The sequence below is a fragment of the Anaerovirgula multivorans genome, assembly GCF_900188145.1.
GTDB classification, from domain to species: Bacteria; Bacillota; Clostridia; order Peptostreptococcales; family Natronincolaceae; genus Anaerovirgula; species Anaerovirgula multivorans.
On sequence record NZ_FZOJ01000022.1, the window covers coordinates 66610 to 84487 of the forward strand.

At 34.7% G+C, this 17878-nt stretch carries 17 protein-coding genes and 2 riboswitches; of the genes, 6 read left to right on the plus strand and 11 right to left on the minus strand.

All coding sequences use genetic code 11. From position 1 onward, the window contains the following. Positions 1 to 256: 256 nt before the first annotated feature. From CHB72_RS17970 to CHB72_RS18005, 8 genes are all read right to left on the minus strand, one after another. Positions 257 to 1660 carry a sigma-54 interaction domain-containing protein gene (locus CHB72_RS17970; RefSeq protein WP_089284260.1) on the minus strand — a complete coding sequence of 468 codons (1404 nt, stop codon included), beginning with the start codon at positions 1658 to 1660 and terminating at the stop codon, positions 257 to 259. Positions 1661 to 1873: 213 nt separating this feature from the next. Next, a complete protein-coding gene (locus tag CHB72_RS17975; protein ID WP_089284261.1) occupies positions 1874 to 2584 on the minus strand; it encodes a phosphatase in 711 nt (236 codons plus the stop codon). Between the two features lie 253 nt (positions 2585 to 2837). Beyond that, positions 2838 to 3029: a hypothetical protein gene (locus tag CHB72_RS17980; protein WP_089284262.1), complete on the minus strand. Its 192-nt coding sequence runs from the start codon at positions 3027 to 3029 to the stop codon at positions 2838 to 2840. Between the two features lie 150 nt (positions 3030 to 3179). Then, positions 3180 to 3389, minus strand: a complete 210-nt coding sequence (locus CHB72_RS17985) for a hypothetical protein (RefSeq protein WP_089284263.1) — start codon at positions 3387 to 3389, stop codon at positions 3180 to 3182. A gap of 307 nt (positions 3390 to 3696) precedes the next feature. Then, positions 3697 to 4824: a YkvI family membrane protein gene (locus tag CHB72_RS17990; RefSeq protein WP_089284264.1), complete on the minus strand. Its 1128-nt coding sequence runs from the start codon at positions 4822 to 4824 to the stop codon at positions 3697 to 3699. Positions 4825 to 4851: 27 nt separating this feature from the next. After that, positions 4852 to 6240, minus strand: a complete 1389-nt coding sequence (locus tag CHB72_RS17995; protein ID WP_089284265.1) for an FAD-binding oxidoreductase — start codon at positions 6238 to 6240, stop codon at positions 4852 to 4854. 165 nt (positions 6241 to 6405) lie between these two features. Beyond that, positions 6406 to 7398, minus strand: a complete 993-nt coding sequence (locus CHB72_RS18000) for an electron transfer flavoprotein subunit alpha/FixB family protein (RefSeq protein ID WP_089284266.1) — start codon at positions 7396 to 7398, stop codon at positions 6406 to 6408. Positions 7399 to 7401: 3 nt separating this feature from the next. After that, positions 7402 to 8202 carry an electron transfer flavoprotein subunit beta/FixA family protein gene (locus CHB72_RS18005; RefSeq protein WP_089284267.1) on the minus strand — a complete coding sequence of 267 codons (801 nt, stop codon included), beginning with the start codon at positions 8200 to 8202 and terminating at the stop codon, positions 7402 to 7404. Between the two features lie 250 nt (positions 8203 to 8452). Between CHB72_RS18005 and dapG the strand changes: the two genes are divergently transcribed. Beyond that, positions 8453 to 9673 (plus strand): aspartate kinase, encoded by a 1221-nt coding sequence (gene dapG / locus CHB72_RS18010; protein WP_089284268.1) that lies wholly within the window; start codon positions 8453 to 8455, stop codon positions 9671 to 9673. A gap of 133 nt (positions 9674 to 9806) precedes the next feature. On the opposite strand, the gene CHB72_RS18015 is transcribed toward dapG, so the two are convergent. Continuing rightward, positions 9807 to 10121 carry a YerC/YecD family TrpR-related protein gene (locus CHB72_RS18015; RefSeq protein WP_089284269.1) on the minus strand — a complete coding sequence of 105 codons (315 nt, stop codon included), beginning with the start codon at positions 10119 to 10121 and terminating at the stop codon, positions 9807 to 9809. Positions 10122 to 10507: 386 nt separating this feature from the next. Further along, a riboswitch (SAM riboswitch) is annotated at positions 10508 to 10612 on the plus strand. A gap of 78 nt (positions 10613 to 10690) precedes the next feature. Then, positions 10691 to 10793, plus strand: a riboswitch (SAM riboswitch). Between the two features lie 81 nt (positions 10794 to 10874). Here CHB72_RS18015 and CHB72_RS18020 point away from each other — a divergent pair. The 3 genes from CHB72_RS18020 to CHB72_RS18030 are packed head-to-tail and all read left to right on the plus strand — an operon-like array spanning position 10875 to position 13156. Then, positions 10875 to 11672 (plus strand): methionine ABC transporter ATP-binding protein, encoded by a 798-nt coding sequence (locus CHB72_RS18020; RefSeq protein WP_089284270.1) that lies wholly within the window; start codon positions 10875 to 10877, stop codon positions 11670 to 11672. Next, the gene (locus CHB72_RS18025; RefSeq protein ID WP_089284271.1) at positions 11673 to 12323 is read left to right on the plus strand and encodes a methionine ABC transporter permease; all 651 of its coding nucleotides are present in this window, start codon (positions 11673 to 11675) and stop codon (positions 12321 to 12323) included. Between the two features lie 5 nt (positions 12324 to 12328). Further along, the gene (locus CHB72_RS18030) at positions 12329 to 13156 is read left to right on the plus strand and encodes a MetQ/NlpA family ABC transporter substrate-binding protein (protein WP_089284272.1); all 828 of its coding nucleotides are present in this window, start codon (positions 12329 to 12331) and stop codon (positions 13154 to 13156) included. A 115-nt stretch (positions 13157 to 13271) separates the two neighbouring features. Here CHB72_RS18030 and CHB72_RS18035 read toward each other — a convergent pair whose 3' ends face one another. Both CHB72_RS18035 and CHB72_RS18040 read right to left on the minus strand, forming a co-directional pair. After that, the gene (locus tag CHB72_RS18035) at positions 13272 to 14384 is read right to left on the minus strand and encodes a Ger(x)C family spore germination protein (RefSeq protein WP_089284273.1); all 1113 of its coding nucleotides are present in this window, start codon (positions 14382 to 14384) and stop codon (positions 13272 to 13274) included. After that, complete coding sequence (locus CHB72_RS18040) at positions 14384 to 15811, minus strand: spore germination protein (protein ID WP_089284274.1); 1428 nt, start codon at positions 15809 to 15811, stop codon at positions 14384 to 14386. The genes CHB72_RS18035 and CHB72_RS18040 overlap by 1 nt, the downstream gene beginning before the upstream one ends. 101 nt (positions 15812 to 15912) lie before the next feature. Here CHB72_RS18040 and CHB72_RS18045 point away from each other — a divergent pair, with 101 nt between their 5' ends. Together CHB72_RS18045 and CHB72_RS18050 are read left to right on the plus strand one after the other, a co-directional pair. After that, positions 15913 to 17001 (plus strand): GerAB/ArcD/ProY family transporter, encoded by a 1089-nt coding sequence (locus CHB72_RS18045; RefSeq protein WP_089284278.1) that lies wholly within the window; start codon positions 15913 to 15915, stop codon positions 16999 to 17001. Positions 17002 to 17459: 458 nt separating this feature from the next. Next, positions 17460 to 17681, plus strand: a complete 222-nt coding sequence (locus CHB72_RS18050; RefSeq protein WP_089284275.1) for a hypothetical protein — start codon at positions 17460 to 17462, stop codon at positions 17679 to 17681. Positions 17682 to 17878: the final 197 nt, after the last annotated feature.

Here is a 17878-nt window from a genome sequence, read left to right on the forward strand (position 1 = left end):
TAAGGCCCTCCAAATCATCAAATTATGATCTCTATATTGTTTCTATTTTTCAAAACTGCTAAAGCGAAAGAATTAAATAGTTTACGGCAAAAGAGTAAAGAAAAGGCAAGCTGTGTTCATTTTTTTTACATTAAAACAAGGTGTTTTTCTGAATATTATAATAATTATACACTTAACTAAGCATGGGTTGTAGTTTATTGTTGTTGCAGGTTTGTCCTAATTATAGTGTCCAAAAATTTTACAATGTCAATTTTTCTTACATATCTAAATCATATCTTTCAATCTTTTCATACAAGCTTGTTCTGCTAATCCCTAAATCCTTTGCAGTCTTTCGTTTGTTTCCATCGTTTTCTATGAGGCTTTTTTCTATAGCATGCTTCTCAATTTCCTCCAGCATGAATTTTAAAGTTTTACTATTTTTTGTGATAGCACTATTCAAAGGATTTGTGATATAGAGAGGCAAATGCTGAAGCATAATCATGGCTTCCTTATCAATTAAATTGAAGGCTCTCTCTATAACATTTTCTAACTCTCTAATATTGCCTGGCCATCCATATCTCATTAAGGCGCTCAAAGAAGCAGGCGTAATCTCTGTCACAAACTTATCCATTTCCTTGGAAAACTTCTTAATCAGGTGCTTAATAATAAGAGAAATATCTTCTTTTCGTTCTCTTAAAGAAGGAATCTTTATGCTGACAACATTTAGTCGATAATAGAGATCCTCTCTAAACAATTTCTTTTTTACCATTTCTTCTAGATTTTGGTTTGTTGCTGCTATGATTCTTATGTCTATCTTCTGAGTTTTTGTTCCTCCAATTTTGTCAATTTCCCTCTCTTGAATAACCTTTAGAAGCTTTGCCTGCATGTTCAAAGGCAATTCTGCTATTTCGTCTAGAAAGATAGTGCTTTTATTAGCTAGTTCAAACTTCCCCGGTTTTCCACCTTTTTGAGCCCCTGTAAAGGCTCCTTGCTCATAGCCAAACAGTTCTGATTCTAATAGTTCGTTAGGAATCGCTGCACAATTTATCTTGATCAGAGGGTATTCTCCTCTTAGACTTGAGTTATGAATAGCCGAGGCAAACAATCCCTTACCAGTTCCGCTTTCTCCTAATAACAGGATATTGGATTTTGTATTTGCTACTTGCTTAGCTAATTCTTTTACTTTTCTAAGACTTTGGCTTATCCCTATAATATGATCAAAGGTATTATCATTTCCTAATGCCTTTTTTAGTTCCTTTTTATAGAATTCTAATTCTTTTTCCATCACATTTACTCTTTTAGCATAAGTATCTAGCTCAACAAGATCCTTAAATAAAACTGTACCTACTGCTCCTATTACTTCTCTATTTTTAATAATAGGAATTCTATCTGCAATCATTTTATTTCCTCTGATCTGTTGAACATCTCCAATCTCCCTATTACCAGTTCTTACAACAATATGCATTCTTGTATTTTCAATAACCTCTGTTACATGCTTCCCTATAGCCTCTTCTTCTGTTGTTCCCAAAAAATCACAGTAGCCTTTATTCATCATTTTAATATAGCCTTCCTTATCTACAACAACGATCCAATTATAAATAATTTCAAAAATGGTTTTATACATTTCTAATAATACTTCTTTGTCCTCTAAGGAAAAATACTCTTTATACTGATCTATCATACTCCCACCCCCCCTTAAGTATTATTATACACAGTACAAGTTTGGTTAAAACAAAAATCCCTTTAGCCAGGGATTTTTTATGATGTTGTACCACTTATTCTATCTTTTCACTATTACAGCAGTACCCATACCCCCACCAATGCACAATGTGGCTAACCATATGTTACATCTCTTTTTACCATTTCATGTACTACTAGTGCCTCTTTTAACCCTTTACTTTTTTAGATATGTCTTCAATCTATCAACCGAAGTGTTTATCACTAGCTCCTCTGGTACATTTAAATCCTTAATCATTTCTAGTGCTACAGAAAATTTGCCGATACTATGGGCCATATGAGCATCACTGCCTACTACAACCCCCACCCCTTTATCTCTGCAGGCTTTAAGGATATTATAGCAGTTCTCTTTACTTCCAACTCTAAAGGTTTCTGGCTTTAATGAACTGTTATTAATTTCTATTAGGGTTTTATGCTCCTTAGCTGCATTGATGAGTCTTTCAATATCCACAGGATATGCAGGATTTCCAGAATGTCCTATAATATGTATGTAGGGAAGCTTCATTAAATTGATAAGAACATTAGTATTTTCTTCCATCTTACCAGGCTTAATGCAGGGCTGATGAAGGCTGGCAATTACAATATCCAATCCCCTCAAAACACCCTCAGGGATATCTAATCTACCTTCATGATTCATAATATTTACTTCTACACCCTTTAATATTTCTACTCCCTCTATTTCCTTCGGTACCACCCTTAAATTTTTAAAATGCAATATATGAGCACTTCCAGGCATCTTAGGTCCGTGATCTGTAATGGCAATTAGTTTGAATCCTATCTCCTTAGCATAGGCAGCCATTTCTTGAATGGTACTGTAGGCATGTCCGCTTGCTATCGTATGGCAATGAGTATCAAGTATAAGCTTCATGAGTAATTCTCCCTTCGATATCTTCTTAAGTATCTATTCAATTTTTCTCCAAGTAATTGATATTTATTATAACAAATATTATTTTCTATAACCAATAGATATTTATACATTTTTTATAATTATGCGTAAGATATTACATAAATATTATCAATCCTATTCCTTTGTCTTAATTTTTTCAGACTACACAACCGTCTCCTTTCAGAACCATAAAAAGGGTAGAAACCTCCACCCTTTTCATGGCAAACCTATTAAATTAACAAACGAAGAAATGTCTTCCACCAAATAATACAACTAACAATAGGAAGAAGAATAGTAAGCTATCACCTGCAGCTCTAAAGATACCGCAGTTGCAGAAGATGATAACTAGCAACAAGAAGAAAAACAATAAGCTGCTTTGACCACCAAACAAGCCACCTAATACATTAGTTTTAGCTATATCACTCATTTATAGCACCCTCCTTATATTCTTATTAGGACTATCTCTAGTCTTAATATATATTATGTTGAAACGATAGAAATGGTTACTTTTGTTCTACAAATGGACAGTAGTGAACTACCCATTTGTAGAACACTCATTTTTTGATTCACTATCAGATTAAATGCCACCACAAATTCCACGACCAGTGAATAATACTATCAGAATTAACAAGAAGAATAATAAGCTGTCTCCTGCTCCTTTAAATGCTGGACAATTACAGAATATAATCACCAGTAATAGAAAGAAGAACAATAGTGAAGTATTTCCTCCTCTCGTACCTCCAAAAAAGTCACCAAAAATACCTGTTCCTTTTACTGTGTCACTCATTATTTGATACCTCGCTCTCTCAATGATTTCTTATCAAGTCTCATTTTATATTATGAATAAAGCCATGTTTTGGTGCATAGTTCTCTTGACAAGAAATACTAAAATAAAAAAGTCTTCCTTTGAAAGATTTAAAGGACGACTTTTTTGAAACCAATAACGGAAATTATACTTATCCACAATTAAGTAAAGTTTATAATTTCCTATTGGTTATAAAAAAACAAACAACTATAAAAGTCGTTTGTTTTTTTATTAATAAGTAATTTAAATTTTAGTAATGAATAATACCAATTTCATACTTCTATAGTATTTATGCATCAATTCTTTGTGTCCGATCTTTTTTGAAAATTCCTTTATACAATATAGGTAGTACAACAACTGGAAATGCTACATAACCAATATAACCATAACCCTTTGCAATTAACGGAATTAATCCAAACAAAGCAATTCCCCAGGTAAACAAAACATAGACAGCAGATGCAATAATTTCTTTTTTTCTACTGTTTCGCTGTGCTCCCTCTTTTACTGAAATATTTATGATTCTTTTAGCTCCCCCATAAATTAAGTTAACACCAGTAGAAATAACACCTAAGAAAATCAAAAGAGATACCAGCAATTCTCCTGCCCTGCCTCCTACACCATTATTAATAACATATAACACAGGAACTGCCTCAGGCAAAATGTTAGGATAATAGCTTAATATAACCATTGCTGCCAATCCCAGTAAAAATCCGTTTAAAATAAAGCCTGTAATCGCTGCTTTTTTTACATCATTTTTATCCTTTAATACATCCGCCACTGCTATATAACTACCTACTACTGCCGCCTGTAGACTAGAGTATTTTAATGCTTCCCATAGTGCTGGTCCAAAACCATTAGGGGAGGGAAGCTCTCCAATAACATTTTTAAGATTGGGTATGATAGCAATAAAATTGCTGCCATAGATAATCAAAAGTCCCACTATAACAATGATGGCAATCCAAGATGCCACTGCTCGGATAACATCTGCTCCATATATAGTCAGAAAAAACATAATTACAGCTATAACCGCAGTATTTAACATATAAGGTGTACCAAATACGCCTGTCATTGTAGCTCCGCCGGTGGCAAAAGCCACTGCTGTAGCTGTTACTAAAGTAAGATTAAAAGCAAATTCATAAAGATTAGAAAAAATCTTTTCATAGGGACTGTAAAAGGCATCCGCCCAGCTCCTATATTCAAACTTTTTGTGCTTAATGCTGAATTCCCAAGCGTAGTAAAAAACTAAAGCATTGATAAGAATTGCAATAATTGGTGTAAACAGTGCATACCATCCATATTGAACAAAAAACTGTACCAATTGTCGGCCAGATGCAAATCCTCCTCCAAAGTGAGTTGTAAACCATACAAAGGCCACTGCAAAATAAGCTGGCATTCCACTAACGGGACTTTTTTTCATATCATTTCACTCTCCATTTCCCCTTTTTTATCTCTTATTTACAATGGTACCAGGATTAAGAATGCCATTAGGATCAAAAACCTTTTTAATACCCTTTATTAATTCAATTTCTTTTTGACTTAACTGTATAGCTAAGTTTGATACCCTGGTTTTACCGATACCATGCTCCGCTGTGATGGTACCGCCATATTTAACAGCTGTTTTATACATAGCCTCCTTTAACTCGTCAAAATAAGAGGGTCTTTCTCCATTTTCCCGCATAATAAAATTGTGAATATTTCCGTCCCCCGCATGGCCTACTGAAGGAGTTCTTGCCCCATATTTCTCTGCAAGGGCAAAGATATCATTCATGAAATCTGCAATAGAGGCAACTGGTACCGCCATGTCTAGTGCATCTGCCGCATCATGGACAACGGCTGTATAAACATTGCTCCGCACCGCTAAAATTGATCGTTGTTCCTTCGTGGTTTCTGCAATCATAGTATAAACTGCATTGTGTTCCTCGCAAAGTTCTGCAATTACTTCACTTTTTTCATAAAGATCATCCTCTTTATTCTCTGAAAGCATAACGATAACATCAACACTTCCCTCTTCAGCCGGCCACTTTTCTCCTATATGAGCTGCCGATTCTAATGCAATATCTCTCTCCATATATTCAATAGCTAAAGGTATAATTCCTGATTGTAGGATTTTCGGTACCACACCGATGGCATCCCTTCTATTATCAAAGGATATAAGTAATGTTCCACTATATTTAGACTCTGGATAAAGCTTTAGTGTTGCTTTTGTTACGATTCCTAATATTCCTTCGCTACCGATCATTAAATGTAAAAGATCTAAGCCACTGTTGTTTTTAATCAACTTTCCTCCTAGGTTTACAATCTCTCCGGTAGGCAGTACCACCTCTAAACCTTTTACATGATTTCTCATAATACCATGTCTTACTGCCTTTGCTCCACCAGCATTTTCTACAACCATACCACCAATATGGGCACCTTCATCTCCTGGATGAATTGGGAAAAATAAATTGTCATATTCCCTTAGCTTCTCTAGAAGGTCAGCTAGGGTTACTCCTGCCTCACAGGTTGCCATCAAATTCTCTTCATCAATTTCTATAATTTTATTTAATCTTTCATCAGAAAGAATAATACTAGTCTCTGTAGGAATCGCACCTCCACAAAGACCGGTACCACCACCCCTTGGAACCACAGGGATTAATTCTTTGTTAGCATACTTCATTATTTCTGCTATTTCCTCAGTGGTACCAGGTTTTACAACAATAGAATCCTCCGCTGCTTCAGGCCGCATAAGTTCTTCAGTTTCATCGTATAAATACCCTTTTGTTTGATCCAGACTAGTCAGCACCCAATCCTCTCCAACGATTTGTTTTAAACTCTCAATTACTTCTGCTCTCATCTTCATCCCCCTTAACTACTTTTCTTTTAGCCATTATATAATTACAATGAGACTTAATTCAGAAATCTCATTATGTGCTAGCTAACTCCTTGACTTGATAATATTCATTTTACTCCTTTATAGATGTACATTACTAAAGTGCATTATGTATAAGAAAAGGCTGTATTAAACCGCCACTTCCTTTTTCTTTAATTTTTCTATCAATGTAGGTATTACCTCATACAAATCCCCTACAATACCAATGTCAGCAATATTGAATATAGGGGCCGATGGATCAGAATTAATTGCAACAATCCTTTCCGCCTCCCGCATACCTGCTAAATGCTGAGGTGCTCCAGAAATGCCACAGGCTATATAAAGCTTGGGCTTAACTCGGTTGCCACTATAGCCTACTTGATGCTGGCTGGAAATATAATTTTCCTCCACTACTGCTCTGCTGGCACCCACAACACCACCTAGTAACTCTGCTAGTTCATATAGTATTTTAAAATCCTCTGGCGTTTTTATGCCTCTACCCCCAGCCACCACTACTTCTGCCTCTGAAATGTCGTTTTCCATACATTCTAATTCCCGTAATATCTTTACACCTGTTTTCTCTACCAATATAGGATCAACTTTAATTATTTTTCCTGATCTATTTATATCTCTCTCAGCTTCGGAAAATTCTTTGTATCTAATCGTAGCCATTTGTGGATAAGTTTTCGTCTTAATATGAGCTAGAATATTATCGCTAAAGGCAGGACGAATTTGAATTAATTTTCCATCTTCATCTATTTTTAACTCGGTACAATCTGCTGTTAATCCAGTTTTTAAGTTTCCCGCTATACGAGGTGCCAACGACCGTCCAAAGCTAGTAGCTCCAAAGAGACATATCTCTGGTTTAATCCTTTTGATCAGATTAATAATATTCTCTGTGTAGATCAATTCCTCTGGTAGATTCAAAAAATCGTTTCCCACATAATATACTTCATCCGCGCCCCGATAAATTAGCTCTTGAAGGTCCATACTTTTAGGACCCACTACAATACAATAGACAGGTGCCATAAGCTGATTTGCCAATTCTCTCCCCTTGTTTAAAAGCTCATAGCTAACCTTATGTATAATACCATTTTTTTGTTCAGCAAAAATTAAAATTCCTGTATATTTTTCATCCCCCATCTTCTATCCCTCCATCACTTTCATTTCCTTAAATAACTCCACCAGTAGATTTACTGCCGTTTCCGTGTCATTACGAATAATTTTCCCTTTCCTGGTAGCTGTTGGTGGCACTTCTATCTTATTCACCCAAGTAGGTGACCCCTTTAATCCACATTCTTCCAAAGCTATGTATTCCTTTAAATCTTCAAAGGTTAATTTGTTTATTTCTGCTTTTCTAGCTGCCATTTTTCTCTTGAAGGAGGGCAATCGTGGTGTATTGATATTTTTCGTTACCGTAAGCAACCCTGGCAAAGCCATCTCCTTTAAATATCTTCCACTCCATATATCAGATATTACCTGAATATTGTCTAAGTTTACCGCTTGAATATGACTTACATAGGATACATGAGGTATATTTAAATAATCTGCCGTTTCAGCTCCCACCTGTCCCGTATCACCATCAACAGTTTTTTCTCCAGCAATAATGAGGGTAAAACCCCCTAGCTTTTTAATCGCTGCTGATAGTGTATGGGCAGTAGCTTTTGTATCAGCTCCACCAAAGTGTTTATCAGAAATGAGAAATCCTTCATCTGCCCCTCGAGCAATCGCTTCTCTTAAAGCTTCTTCTGCACTAGGAGGTCCCATACTTATGGCAGTTACCTTTCCATCTGTCATTTCTCTTAATTGTATAGCAGCCTCTAATGCATTTAAGTCAAAGGGATTAATTTCTGTACCAGCAGATTTTCTATCGATTAATCCCCTCTCGCTATTAAACTTAACTTTTTCCATATCCGGTACTTGTTTAATCAAAACCCCAATATTCATCTACTTCTCCCCCTCGCTATTACTAAAAAAAGATATATTTCCTATAATATTTTATTAAAGTATTGTTTTATTTTTTGAAATATAACTTTAATTTTTCAGACCATTTTATCACAAGTTAAATTGTTAGTCAAAAGTTAATTTTCAATAAAAGGATTTTTTCCGTCACCTTTTCTAATATAGAACATTTCCACATCAAAAGCATAATTTAATATATAAGCGAATAACTAAAAATATGTATGAGGTGGTCTTTGTGAATATTGTTGTGCAAAAATTTGGTGGTACTTCTGTTTCTACTAAAGAAAGACGACAAATGGTAGTTGATAAAATAACCGCTGTTAAAAATACTGGCAATGCAGTTGTAGTAGTAGTTTCCGCTATAGGCCGCAAGGGTGAGCCTTATGCTACAGATACTTTAAGAGGCTTAGCATTGGAAAACACCCCTACATGTAGTCTGAAACACTTAGATTTATTAATGTCCTGTGGTGAGATTATTTCTTCTGTTGTACTGGCTTCTTCTTTAGAAGCATTAGGTTACAAAGTAGCTGTACTTACAGGCTTTCAAGCAGGTATCTTAACGGACGATACCTTCGGTAATGCTGATATTTTATCTGTGGATGCTAACAAAATTCTACCCTATTTAGAGGAGGGGAACATTGTTATTGTTTCAGGATTTCAAGGGGCTACAAATGACGGAGAAATTACAACCTTAGGAAGAGGAGGAAGTGATACTACTGCCACTGCACTAGGAGTAGCATTACATGCCAAGTATGTAGAAATCTATACGGATGTGGATGGGATTATGACAGCGGATCCAAATGTTGTGCCTAATGCAAAAATTATTGATGAAATAAATTACGATGAAGTATTTCAGATGGCAGAAAAAGGAGCAAAGGTTATTCATCCCAAGGCAGTAGAAATTGCTCAATACGGTAATCTGCCAGTAAAAGTTAAAAATACTATGTCTGCACATCCAGGAACCAGTATTTTTTCTTGTCGTAAAAATGGTCATATTCCCTATTCTTCTAAACGAGTTCATCGGCTTCTGACAGCAATCACTCATAAGGATGGTATCTCCCAGGTTTTTATCCACCTCAAAGAAAACCTTCAAAAAGATAGTCAATTGTTGTCAGCCTTAGCCCAAGTAACCATCAGCATTGATATGATTAATTTCTTTGTTGATAAAAAGGTTTTTACAATCGCTACTGAACAAAAACATTCTCTTGAGGAAGTATTAGAAGATTTTCAGTTGGAGTACAATGTTTTAGATGGTTGTAGTAAAGTTACAATTATAGGTTCTCGAATTACAGGTATTCCAGGTGTTATGGCTACGGTAGTTAATGCCTTAGCAAAAGAGAATATTCAGATACTACAAAGCTCTGATTCCCATGCTACAATTTCCTGCCTTGTAAAGGAAGATGCTGCTAAAAAAGCTGTAAATCTTCTACATGAAGCTTTTCATTTAGATCAATAAATAGCTTATCAAAAGTATTTTGATAGGTTAAAGTTGAGATAAAGCAAAAGCTAAAAAATGACATAAAAAAGAAGATTGCTTTTGAAAAGCAATCTTCTTTTTAAATGGACTCGTTTCGCTTGATGAAACCAGTTCACTCTGTCTCTTCTTCCTGTTCTTCCTCTAGTCTTTGTAAAATTAACTTATATCCATCTGCTCCATAATGAAGACATCGATTGACCCTACTAATGGTAGCGGTACTAGCACCAGTGACCTTTTCTATTTCGCTATAGGTTCGTCCTTCCTTTAGTAGCTTTGCCACCTCTAACCTTTGGGAAATCGATTGTATCTCCTTAATCGTACAAATATCTTCAAAAAATCTATAGCATTCTTCTATTGTTTCTAATTTTAATATAGACTTAAACAAAGCGTCCGTAAACTCATCTTGAATTTTGGATTGATAAGACATGCTCTCACCTCAAATACAGATTTTAAATATAAATTTCGCCTTTTTTTCTCTATTTCCTTTTAAGTTTTAAAATTAACTTCTAAAAGTTTTTCATTTTTTATAGATATACGCCTTTATAATTAAATTTAAATATACACGGTCTATTGTTCTGTTTTTAACTAAAAAAGATATCTCTTAATGTATTAATTTTTTCAAGCGTATATTTACACTACAGATTTTCTATTAGATTTCTTATCTAGAAGATCATCGGTGTTTTTTACTAAGTTTATGGTTTTATTTAACTAACTATCCAAATTTATTTTTAAATTTTAGTATTGACTTTTTTAAAGAAAGCTAATATAATCTAATTCATGATTGATGTTACAAAAAAACAAATGAATATTATACTCTTATCTAGAGAGGCGGAGGGACTGGCCCTATGAAGCCCGGCAACCACGATCATTATCGAAGGTGCCAATTCCAGCAGCACAAAAGGTGCTGAAAGATGAGGGAGAAGCCAACGGTTTATAAGTGATGCTTCTTTCCTTGCGAAAGAGGTTTTTTTATTGGAAAAATTTAATACTTAGATACTCTTATCTAGAGAGGCGGAGGGACTGGCCCTATGAAGCCCGGCAACCACGATCATCATCGAAGGTGCCAATTCCAGCAGCACAAAGTGCTGAAAGATAAGGGAAGAGCAACTGTTTTTGAATGATGCCTCTTTCCCTGTGAAAGAGGTTTTTTTATTGTAATTACAACTTAAGGAGTGATCACATGATTGAATTAAAAAACGTCAGTAAGCTTTATGAGTCTAATGAGGGAAATGTATTAGCTCTCAACAATATTGATTTAACTGTAGAAAAAGGAGATATTTATGGGATTATGGGTCTTAGTGGTGCTGGCAAATCTACATTAATCCGTTGTATTAATTTATTAGAATGTCCTACTTCTGGAGAAGTCTGGGTAGATAACGTAGAGTTAACAAAGCTTTCCTCTAACTTACTTCGCCAATCTCGTAGAAACATGGGGATGATTTTTCAACACTATCATTTACTTACTAGTAGAAATGTTGAAAAAAACATCGCTTATCCTTTAGAACTTAATGGATTACCTAAGAATCAAATTAAAGAACGAGTGGATCAACTACTTGATTTAGTAGGCTTGAAGGAAAAAAGAAGCAATTATCCATCTCAATTAAGCGGCGGCCAAAGACAGAGAATTGCCATTGCCAGAGCCTTAGCTACTAACCCTAAAATATTGTTAAGTGATGAGGCTACTTCTGCCTTAGATCCCATAACAAGTAGGAGTATTCTTAACTTGTTAAAGGAAATTAATAATAAATTAGGTATTACCATTGTTTTAATCACTCATCAAATGGAGGTAATAGAACAGATATGTAACAAGACTGCTGTCTTGAAGGATGGGAATATCGTAGAACAGGGTTTGGTCAGTAGAGTCTTTAAAGCTCCTCAGCATCCCTATACTAAACTTCTACTGGGCCACAGAGACTTTGAAAAACATGATCCTATTTCACTAGACTTTTTTAGAAATGTTAAGGTAGGTGGATTATAAATGGAAAGATTGTTAAATCTATTGCTTCCCTCTATATATGAGACACTTTATATGGTTTCCCTATCTACTTTGCTAGCAGTTTTCATAGGAACTCCTATAGGAATCATCTTAGTAGTAACGAAGAAGGATCATATTATGGATAATCAAATAATTCATCATTGTTTCTCTTATATTGTTAATATAGGACGATCCTTTCCCTTTATCATACTTATGATTTCCATCATTCCCTTTACCCGTATGATTGTGGGAACATCTATTGGTACTACCGCCGCTATTGTTCCTTTAACAGTGGGCACGATCCCCTTCTTCTCTAGGGTTATAGAAAATGCTCTACTAGAGGTTGATAAAGGAGTTATAGAGGCTTCCCAAGCTATGGGCGCTACAAATTTAGAGATTATTTATAAGGTATTAATACCAGAAAGCATGCCAGCAATCATATTAGGTCTTACGATTACTATCGTTAGTGTTATTAGTTATTCTGCTATGGCAGGCGCAGTGGGAGGAGGTGGTTTAGGAGATTTAGCTATACGCTACGGATATCATCGCTTTGATAAAAGCATTATGATATGGACAGTATTTTTATTAATTATCATGGTACAGTTTGTTCAGGTTTCAGGAAACTATATTGCAAAGAAAATTGACAGGAGGTAATGACAATGAAAAGAAGAGGAATATTATTTATTGTAGGCGTATTGGTGGTTGCTTTATTAGTAGGTTGCACACAGTCTGAAAATCCTAGTGATACAGCTGTTGTGGAAAATGAGGTGAAGGTGTTAAAGGTTGGTGCTACACCAGTGCCTCATTCAGAAATATTAGAGTTTGCAGCACCTATTTTACTTGAAAAAGGTATTGAGCTAGAGATCGTGGAATTTACAGATTATACTACACCAAATTTAGCCTTAGCTGATGGTGGAATTGATGCTAACTTCTTCCAACACGTACCTTATATGGAGACTTTTGCAGAAAACAATGGTCTGAACCTAGCTTCAGCTGCGAAAGTTCATGTTGAGCCATTAGGACTTTACTCTAAAAAATTATCCAGTATAGAAGATTTAGCAGATGGATCAAGAATTTCTATTCCAAATGATCCAACCAATGGAGGTAGAGCATTATTGTTACTTCAATACTATGGATTGATAGAACTAGAAAAGGATGCTCCTTTAACAGCTACAGAGAAGGATATTGTTTCTAACCCTAAAAATCTTAGATTCATTGCATTAGAGGCTCCACAATTACCTAGATCATTAGATGATGTTGATGCTTCTGTTATTAATACCAATTATGCTTTAGAGGCAGGCTTTAATCCTGTTAATGATTCGTTAATTATTGAGGATGCAAACTCTCCTTACGCAAATATCTTGACAGTACGTCCAGAGGATGTAAAAGATGAAAACATCTTAGCTTTAGTTGCTATATTAAATTCCCCAGAAGTTAGAGAGTTCATTGAAACAAAATATGAAGGTGCTATTGTGCCTGCATTTTAGGTAACTAAAAATAAAATCTATTTTCTCCCGTAGGGGTGGACGACTCTGTCCACCCCTTTACGTGTCTGAAATTTTGTAGGGGACGACAGGGTCGTACGACTATACATATACTGCACTATCTAAAATTTAGTATATCTGTACTCCCCTCGATTTTGACATTCACATCAATCTCCAAATCAGTAACTTCCATAACATTAGGTATAGTCACTTGTGGATATTTTGTTTCAAAAATATCTTGGACATCAAATAAGTCAATCCCCTTTTCTTTGTATAAGTTGAACAATTCCTTCGCTTCATTTTCAATTTTAAAATCAGCCTCTTGCTGAAGCTTTTCAATAGTACCCTGATCTAAGACAATGCTTTCTTGGGTTTCTGCAAAGGTCGTTCTAATATCGATAGACTTTTTTAAGATAATCGTATTCTCCTCCATTTTAATAGAGGTTTTCGTATTACCCTTTAACACTTCCAATACCACCTTTTTATCTGGATAAGCAGGGTGAGGGACAATGAGCAAACCCGTATGTAATGTATCCATCAATAGGTGATATATTCTTACTTCATCGTTACTTAAAATACTCACTAATTTATCCTCCTGCATAACAGCGGCACCAGCTATATTAATCTTATCTTCACCCATAATTTTATCATGGGTGAAAGTAGTTAGTATGTCTACCCTTCTTCCTTTTAAACGGTTATTTAGATATTGATTAAACCGTTCAATTGCTCTTTGTCCTGCTAAAACAGGATTCTCCTGGGTTTCATATAAGTATAGCCCTAGATATTCATTCTCTTTTAAATTCGTTTCCATCAATTCCTCCGGATCATTCCCTATATAAATTAAAATAAAAGTTCTTATTAATAGTTCCTGATCACGGTGCAAAAAATCAAGAAATTCCTTCAATCCATGCCTAGCAGCCCTTTCAGTAAAAATAATGGCTCTATTTTGCGTGTAGTTAAGTTTATAACTGGAATAGGCATTAAGTTGACGCACCGCATCAAAAACAGTCTCTCCCTTACTTTTATAAAAGACTTTATTCCCTCTTTCTGTATTGGTTTCATTGCTACGGAAAGAGTGGAAAGCTTCTGCTATAAATATGGGGGCTCCCTCTTCATCTACATCAATAATGAGGGCAGTAACAAAAATTACTCTATTAATATCTATATAACTAAAACAACCAGTCAAAAAAATACTACATAATAAAAGAATAGCAATCATTTTTACCTTCATTATTTCTCATCCTTATAGAAAATGTTTTTAGAAATATCATCTAAATCATCTCTTAAAATCAAATCTTGGAAATTAAAGGTTTTAAAGGTCCCCATTGGATATAAATAGGGATAGCCACAGGTAGTTAAGTCTGCTACATGGGACCAAAATAAAATAAATCCTACATAGAACCCTGGTAAACCTAAAAGTGCCGACAATAATAGAAGAATATTAGACCATAAAAGAATAGCAGCATACATTTTAGGAATTAAGAACAATGAAATCGATGACAAAGCTATGATAAGAAGTGTAATCTCTGATGCTAGACCAGCTCCAATGGCAGCATCTCCTAAAATCAATGCCCCCACAATACTGAGGGCAGAGCCTATGGGCTGAGGCAATCGGATACCAGCCTCCCGCAATACCTGAAAAAAGAACATCATAATCATAATCTCTACGACGGCAGGAAAAGGCACCCCCGACCTGGTAATTGCCATTCTAAAAGCAAAGATATAGGGTATCAGCTTAAAGTGGTAAGCAATTAAAGCCATATACAGTCCTGGTAGTAATAGGGAAACAAAAAAGGCTACCCAACGAACGGTTCTAAAATAGCTTTGTCCATATCCATTTAAATAATAATCTTCACCTACACTGAAATATTCAACAAAAAAGTGGGGAGCCGTCACAGCAAAAGGGGTATTTTCTTGTAGGATGGCCACCCTACCTTCTGTTAATTTTGCAACAACTTTATCTGGTTTTTCCGTATAACCTATGGTATCAAAGATAGTTCTTTTTGTTTGTAGTGCTTCATCTAAAGTTTTAGACTCCAGTAGAAACTTTATTTTTGCCTTCTGTATGCGATTTCTAACAAATTCCACTACTTTTGCAGGGGCTTGGTCTTCTATGTACATTAAAACAACAGCAGTATCACTTTGTTCTCCTATTAACAATTTCTCAAACTTTAGTTTAGGGTTATGGATACGACGCCTAATCAAAGAGATATTATCAGAAAGCTTTTCATTGAAACCTTCTCGTGGCCCTTTAATAACTATTTCTGTGGGAGGTTCCTCAATATTTCTGGAGGTATATTCTTCTGCTTCACAGTAAATCATTTTATCTATAAAACCAAATAGGACTACAGCATTGCCAGATAAAATCAATTGCAGTGCATGATCAACATCATTGACAAAACCAATATCATCTGCAAAGATAAGATCATTTTTTATTTTTTCTATATTTTCTGGAATGTTTTCACAAGTTACCAAGGGCTTTACAATATAATCACTGATAAAACTCTTATTACAGATATTGGTTATATAAATAACAGTAATAGGACCCTTTTCTGTATCTATACTTCGATAAATTACATCATAGTTATTCCTTAATTGTTCTTTGATAATTGCAAGGTGCTCTTCATATTTTTTCAGAGATATTTTCTTTTTACTCATCTAATCACCCTTATCACTATAGAATTGAATAATATTACATTAGCTGGAAATAATCATTGAATATTAATAACATCATTTTTAAAAAGGGAAAGGTTGTTTGTATGGATAAATTCAACACAAAACACTTTGCTTTTCTTATTCTTTCAGTTACGATTGTATCTCAAAAAACATATCCAAAGGTTTTTACTCTCAATGGAGGTCGAGACAGCTGGATTGCAGTAATCATTTCCTCTATAATCATATTATTGTATCTAATGCTTTTTTTGAAAATTTGTCAAAAAACCAATAACTATGATTTTATTAGCATATATCGACAAGCCCTTGGTCATAAGGCAGGAAATCTATTATTATTTGTATTTGCCATTACACTTTTTATAACGTTAGTGGAATCAGCTGCTGTAGAGGCCAGTTCTATGCATACCAATATGTTGTTGGACACCCCCGTGTGGTTCTTCATTCTATTCTTTGTTATCCCCGCTGCCTATAGTGCTTCAAGAGATTTAGTATCAATTATAACCATCACACTAATAGGTATTACTTTAATTATCCTTGCTGGAATCAATCTAGGGATGTTAACCTCTGAATATAAAGACTCCAGACTATTGTTTCCTATCTTTCGTGATGGTATTACAAAAGGCTTTTTCTTATCCATTCTACAGACATTAGGACTTTATGGGAGTTTAACAATAATATTCCCCTACTTAACAGAAATTAAAGATAAAAGAAAATTATTTTTACATTCAATACTTGGTATGATTTTTGTCATACAGATATTAATTGTATCTATTACAGGAACTTTAATGACCTTCGAAATTACTAGAGTTAATTCAATCCCTTATCCGAAATTGTTACAGACTCAAATGATAAGTAAACTTAGGTTTATAGAGGCAGGGGAACTTTATGTGATGCTTCAAATCGTAGGGGGATGGTATATTCGATATGTTATTACCCTTTATGCTTTGATTAAAATTCTTTCTGCTTTAAATTTACGGCATAAATATTTGACCATCATCATTAGTACTTTAGCAGGTATTATAGCCTATTTCGTTGGAAATAACTTATTTATACTTTTCAAGTTTTTAAATTGGTATACATATATTACATTATTCAACTTCTTCATCATACCTTTGCTTATCTGTATTATTTATACTCTGAAAAAGAAAAACGTTAAAGTCAACGGAAGTAGTTAAATTGAGCCTAGATTTTACTTCCTAGCCTGTCTCGCTTTTATTTACAGTTCTCAATAATTGTAGATTCCCCTCTACTTTTTTGCAATTTTGCCAGTGTTTTGTCTATATTCAAAATTTACCATTTTATTTTTTTGATGATAACAAATACTAATATAATCATGCCGCTTAAAATATTTTTAGAATTTTTAAAGATTATTATAGATAACCAATTTTAAACTTTAATTGCACTCTGTGAAAGTGACTGACAGCAAATCAAAGATTTGGGTCATCTACTTTTGATATACACGGTCTACGGTTTCGCCCAAAACCATGGGCTGCAAATGTAGCCCTTAGTATATCAAAATTTCACCTTGTATAAGCGACTGACATGAAATCATAGATTTCAGTCATCTGCTTAAGTTCTGTAGTTGGTTACCTATAGAATATGGTAAAGTTGTTTCTAAACAAGGAGGGATCATTTGAAAAAAGATCGTCAGCATACTACACGAAATCCACAGGATATAATTGATGACACCTATAACGCACGAGATTTTGAGATACCAGAAAAAGACATGAATTCCTACGTAATGCCTTTAGATATGATGCGGGATGTAGATGCCTTTGATTCTAGAAGTTTTTTTGAAAAGGAGTGGAATAGCGAAATAGATCATACCAAAAATCATAAAACAAAGTCTTCCTAAAAAGAAAAAGCCTTGTTAGAGGCTTTTTCTTTTTACACTTTAAACTTTTCAACTTCATTTTTCATATCATAGGTCATTTCATTTAGCACTTGCACAGTAGAAGCTACCTCTTCTACAGATGCACTCATCTCCTCAGAGGATGCAGCTATTTGTTGAGCTATCGCTGAATTATCAACTGAAATAGAAGCAATTGTATC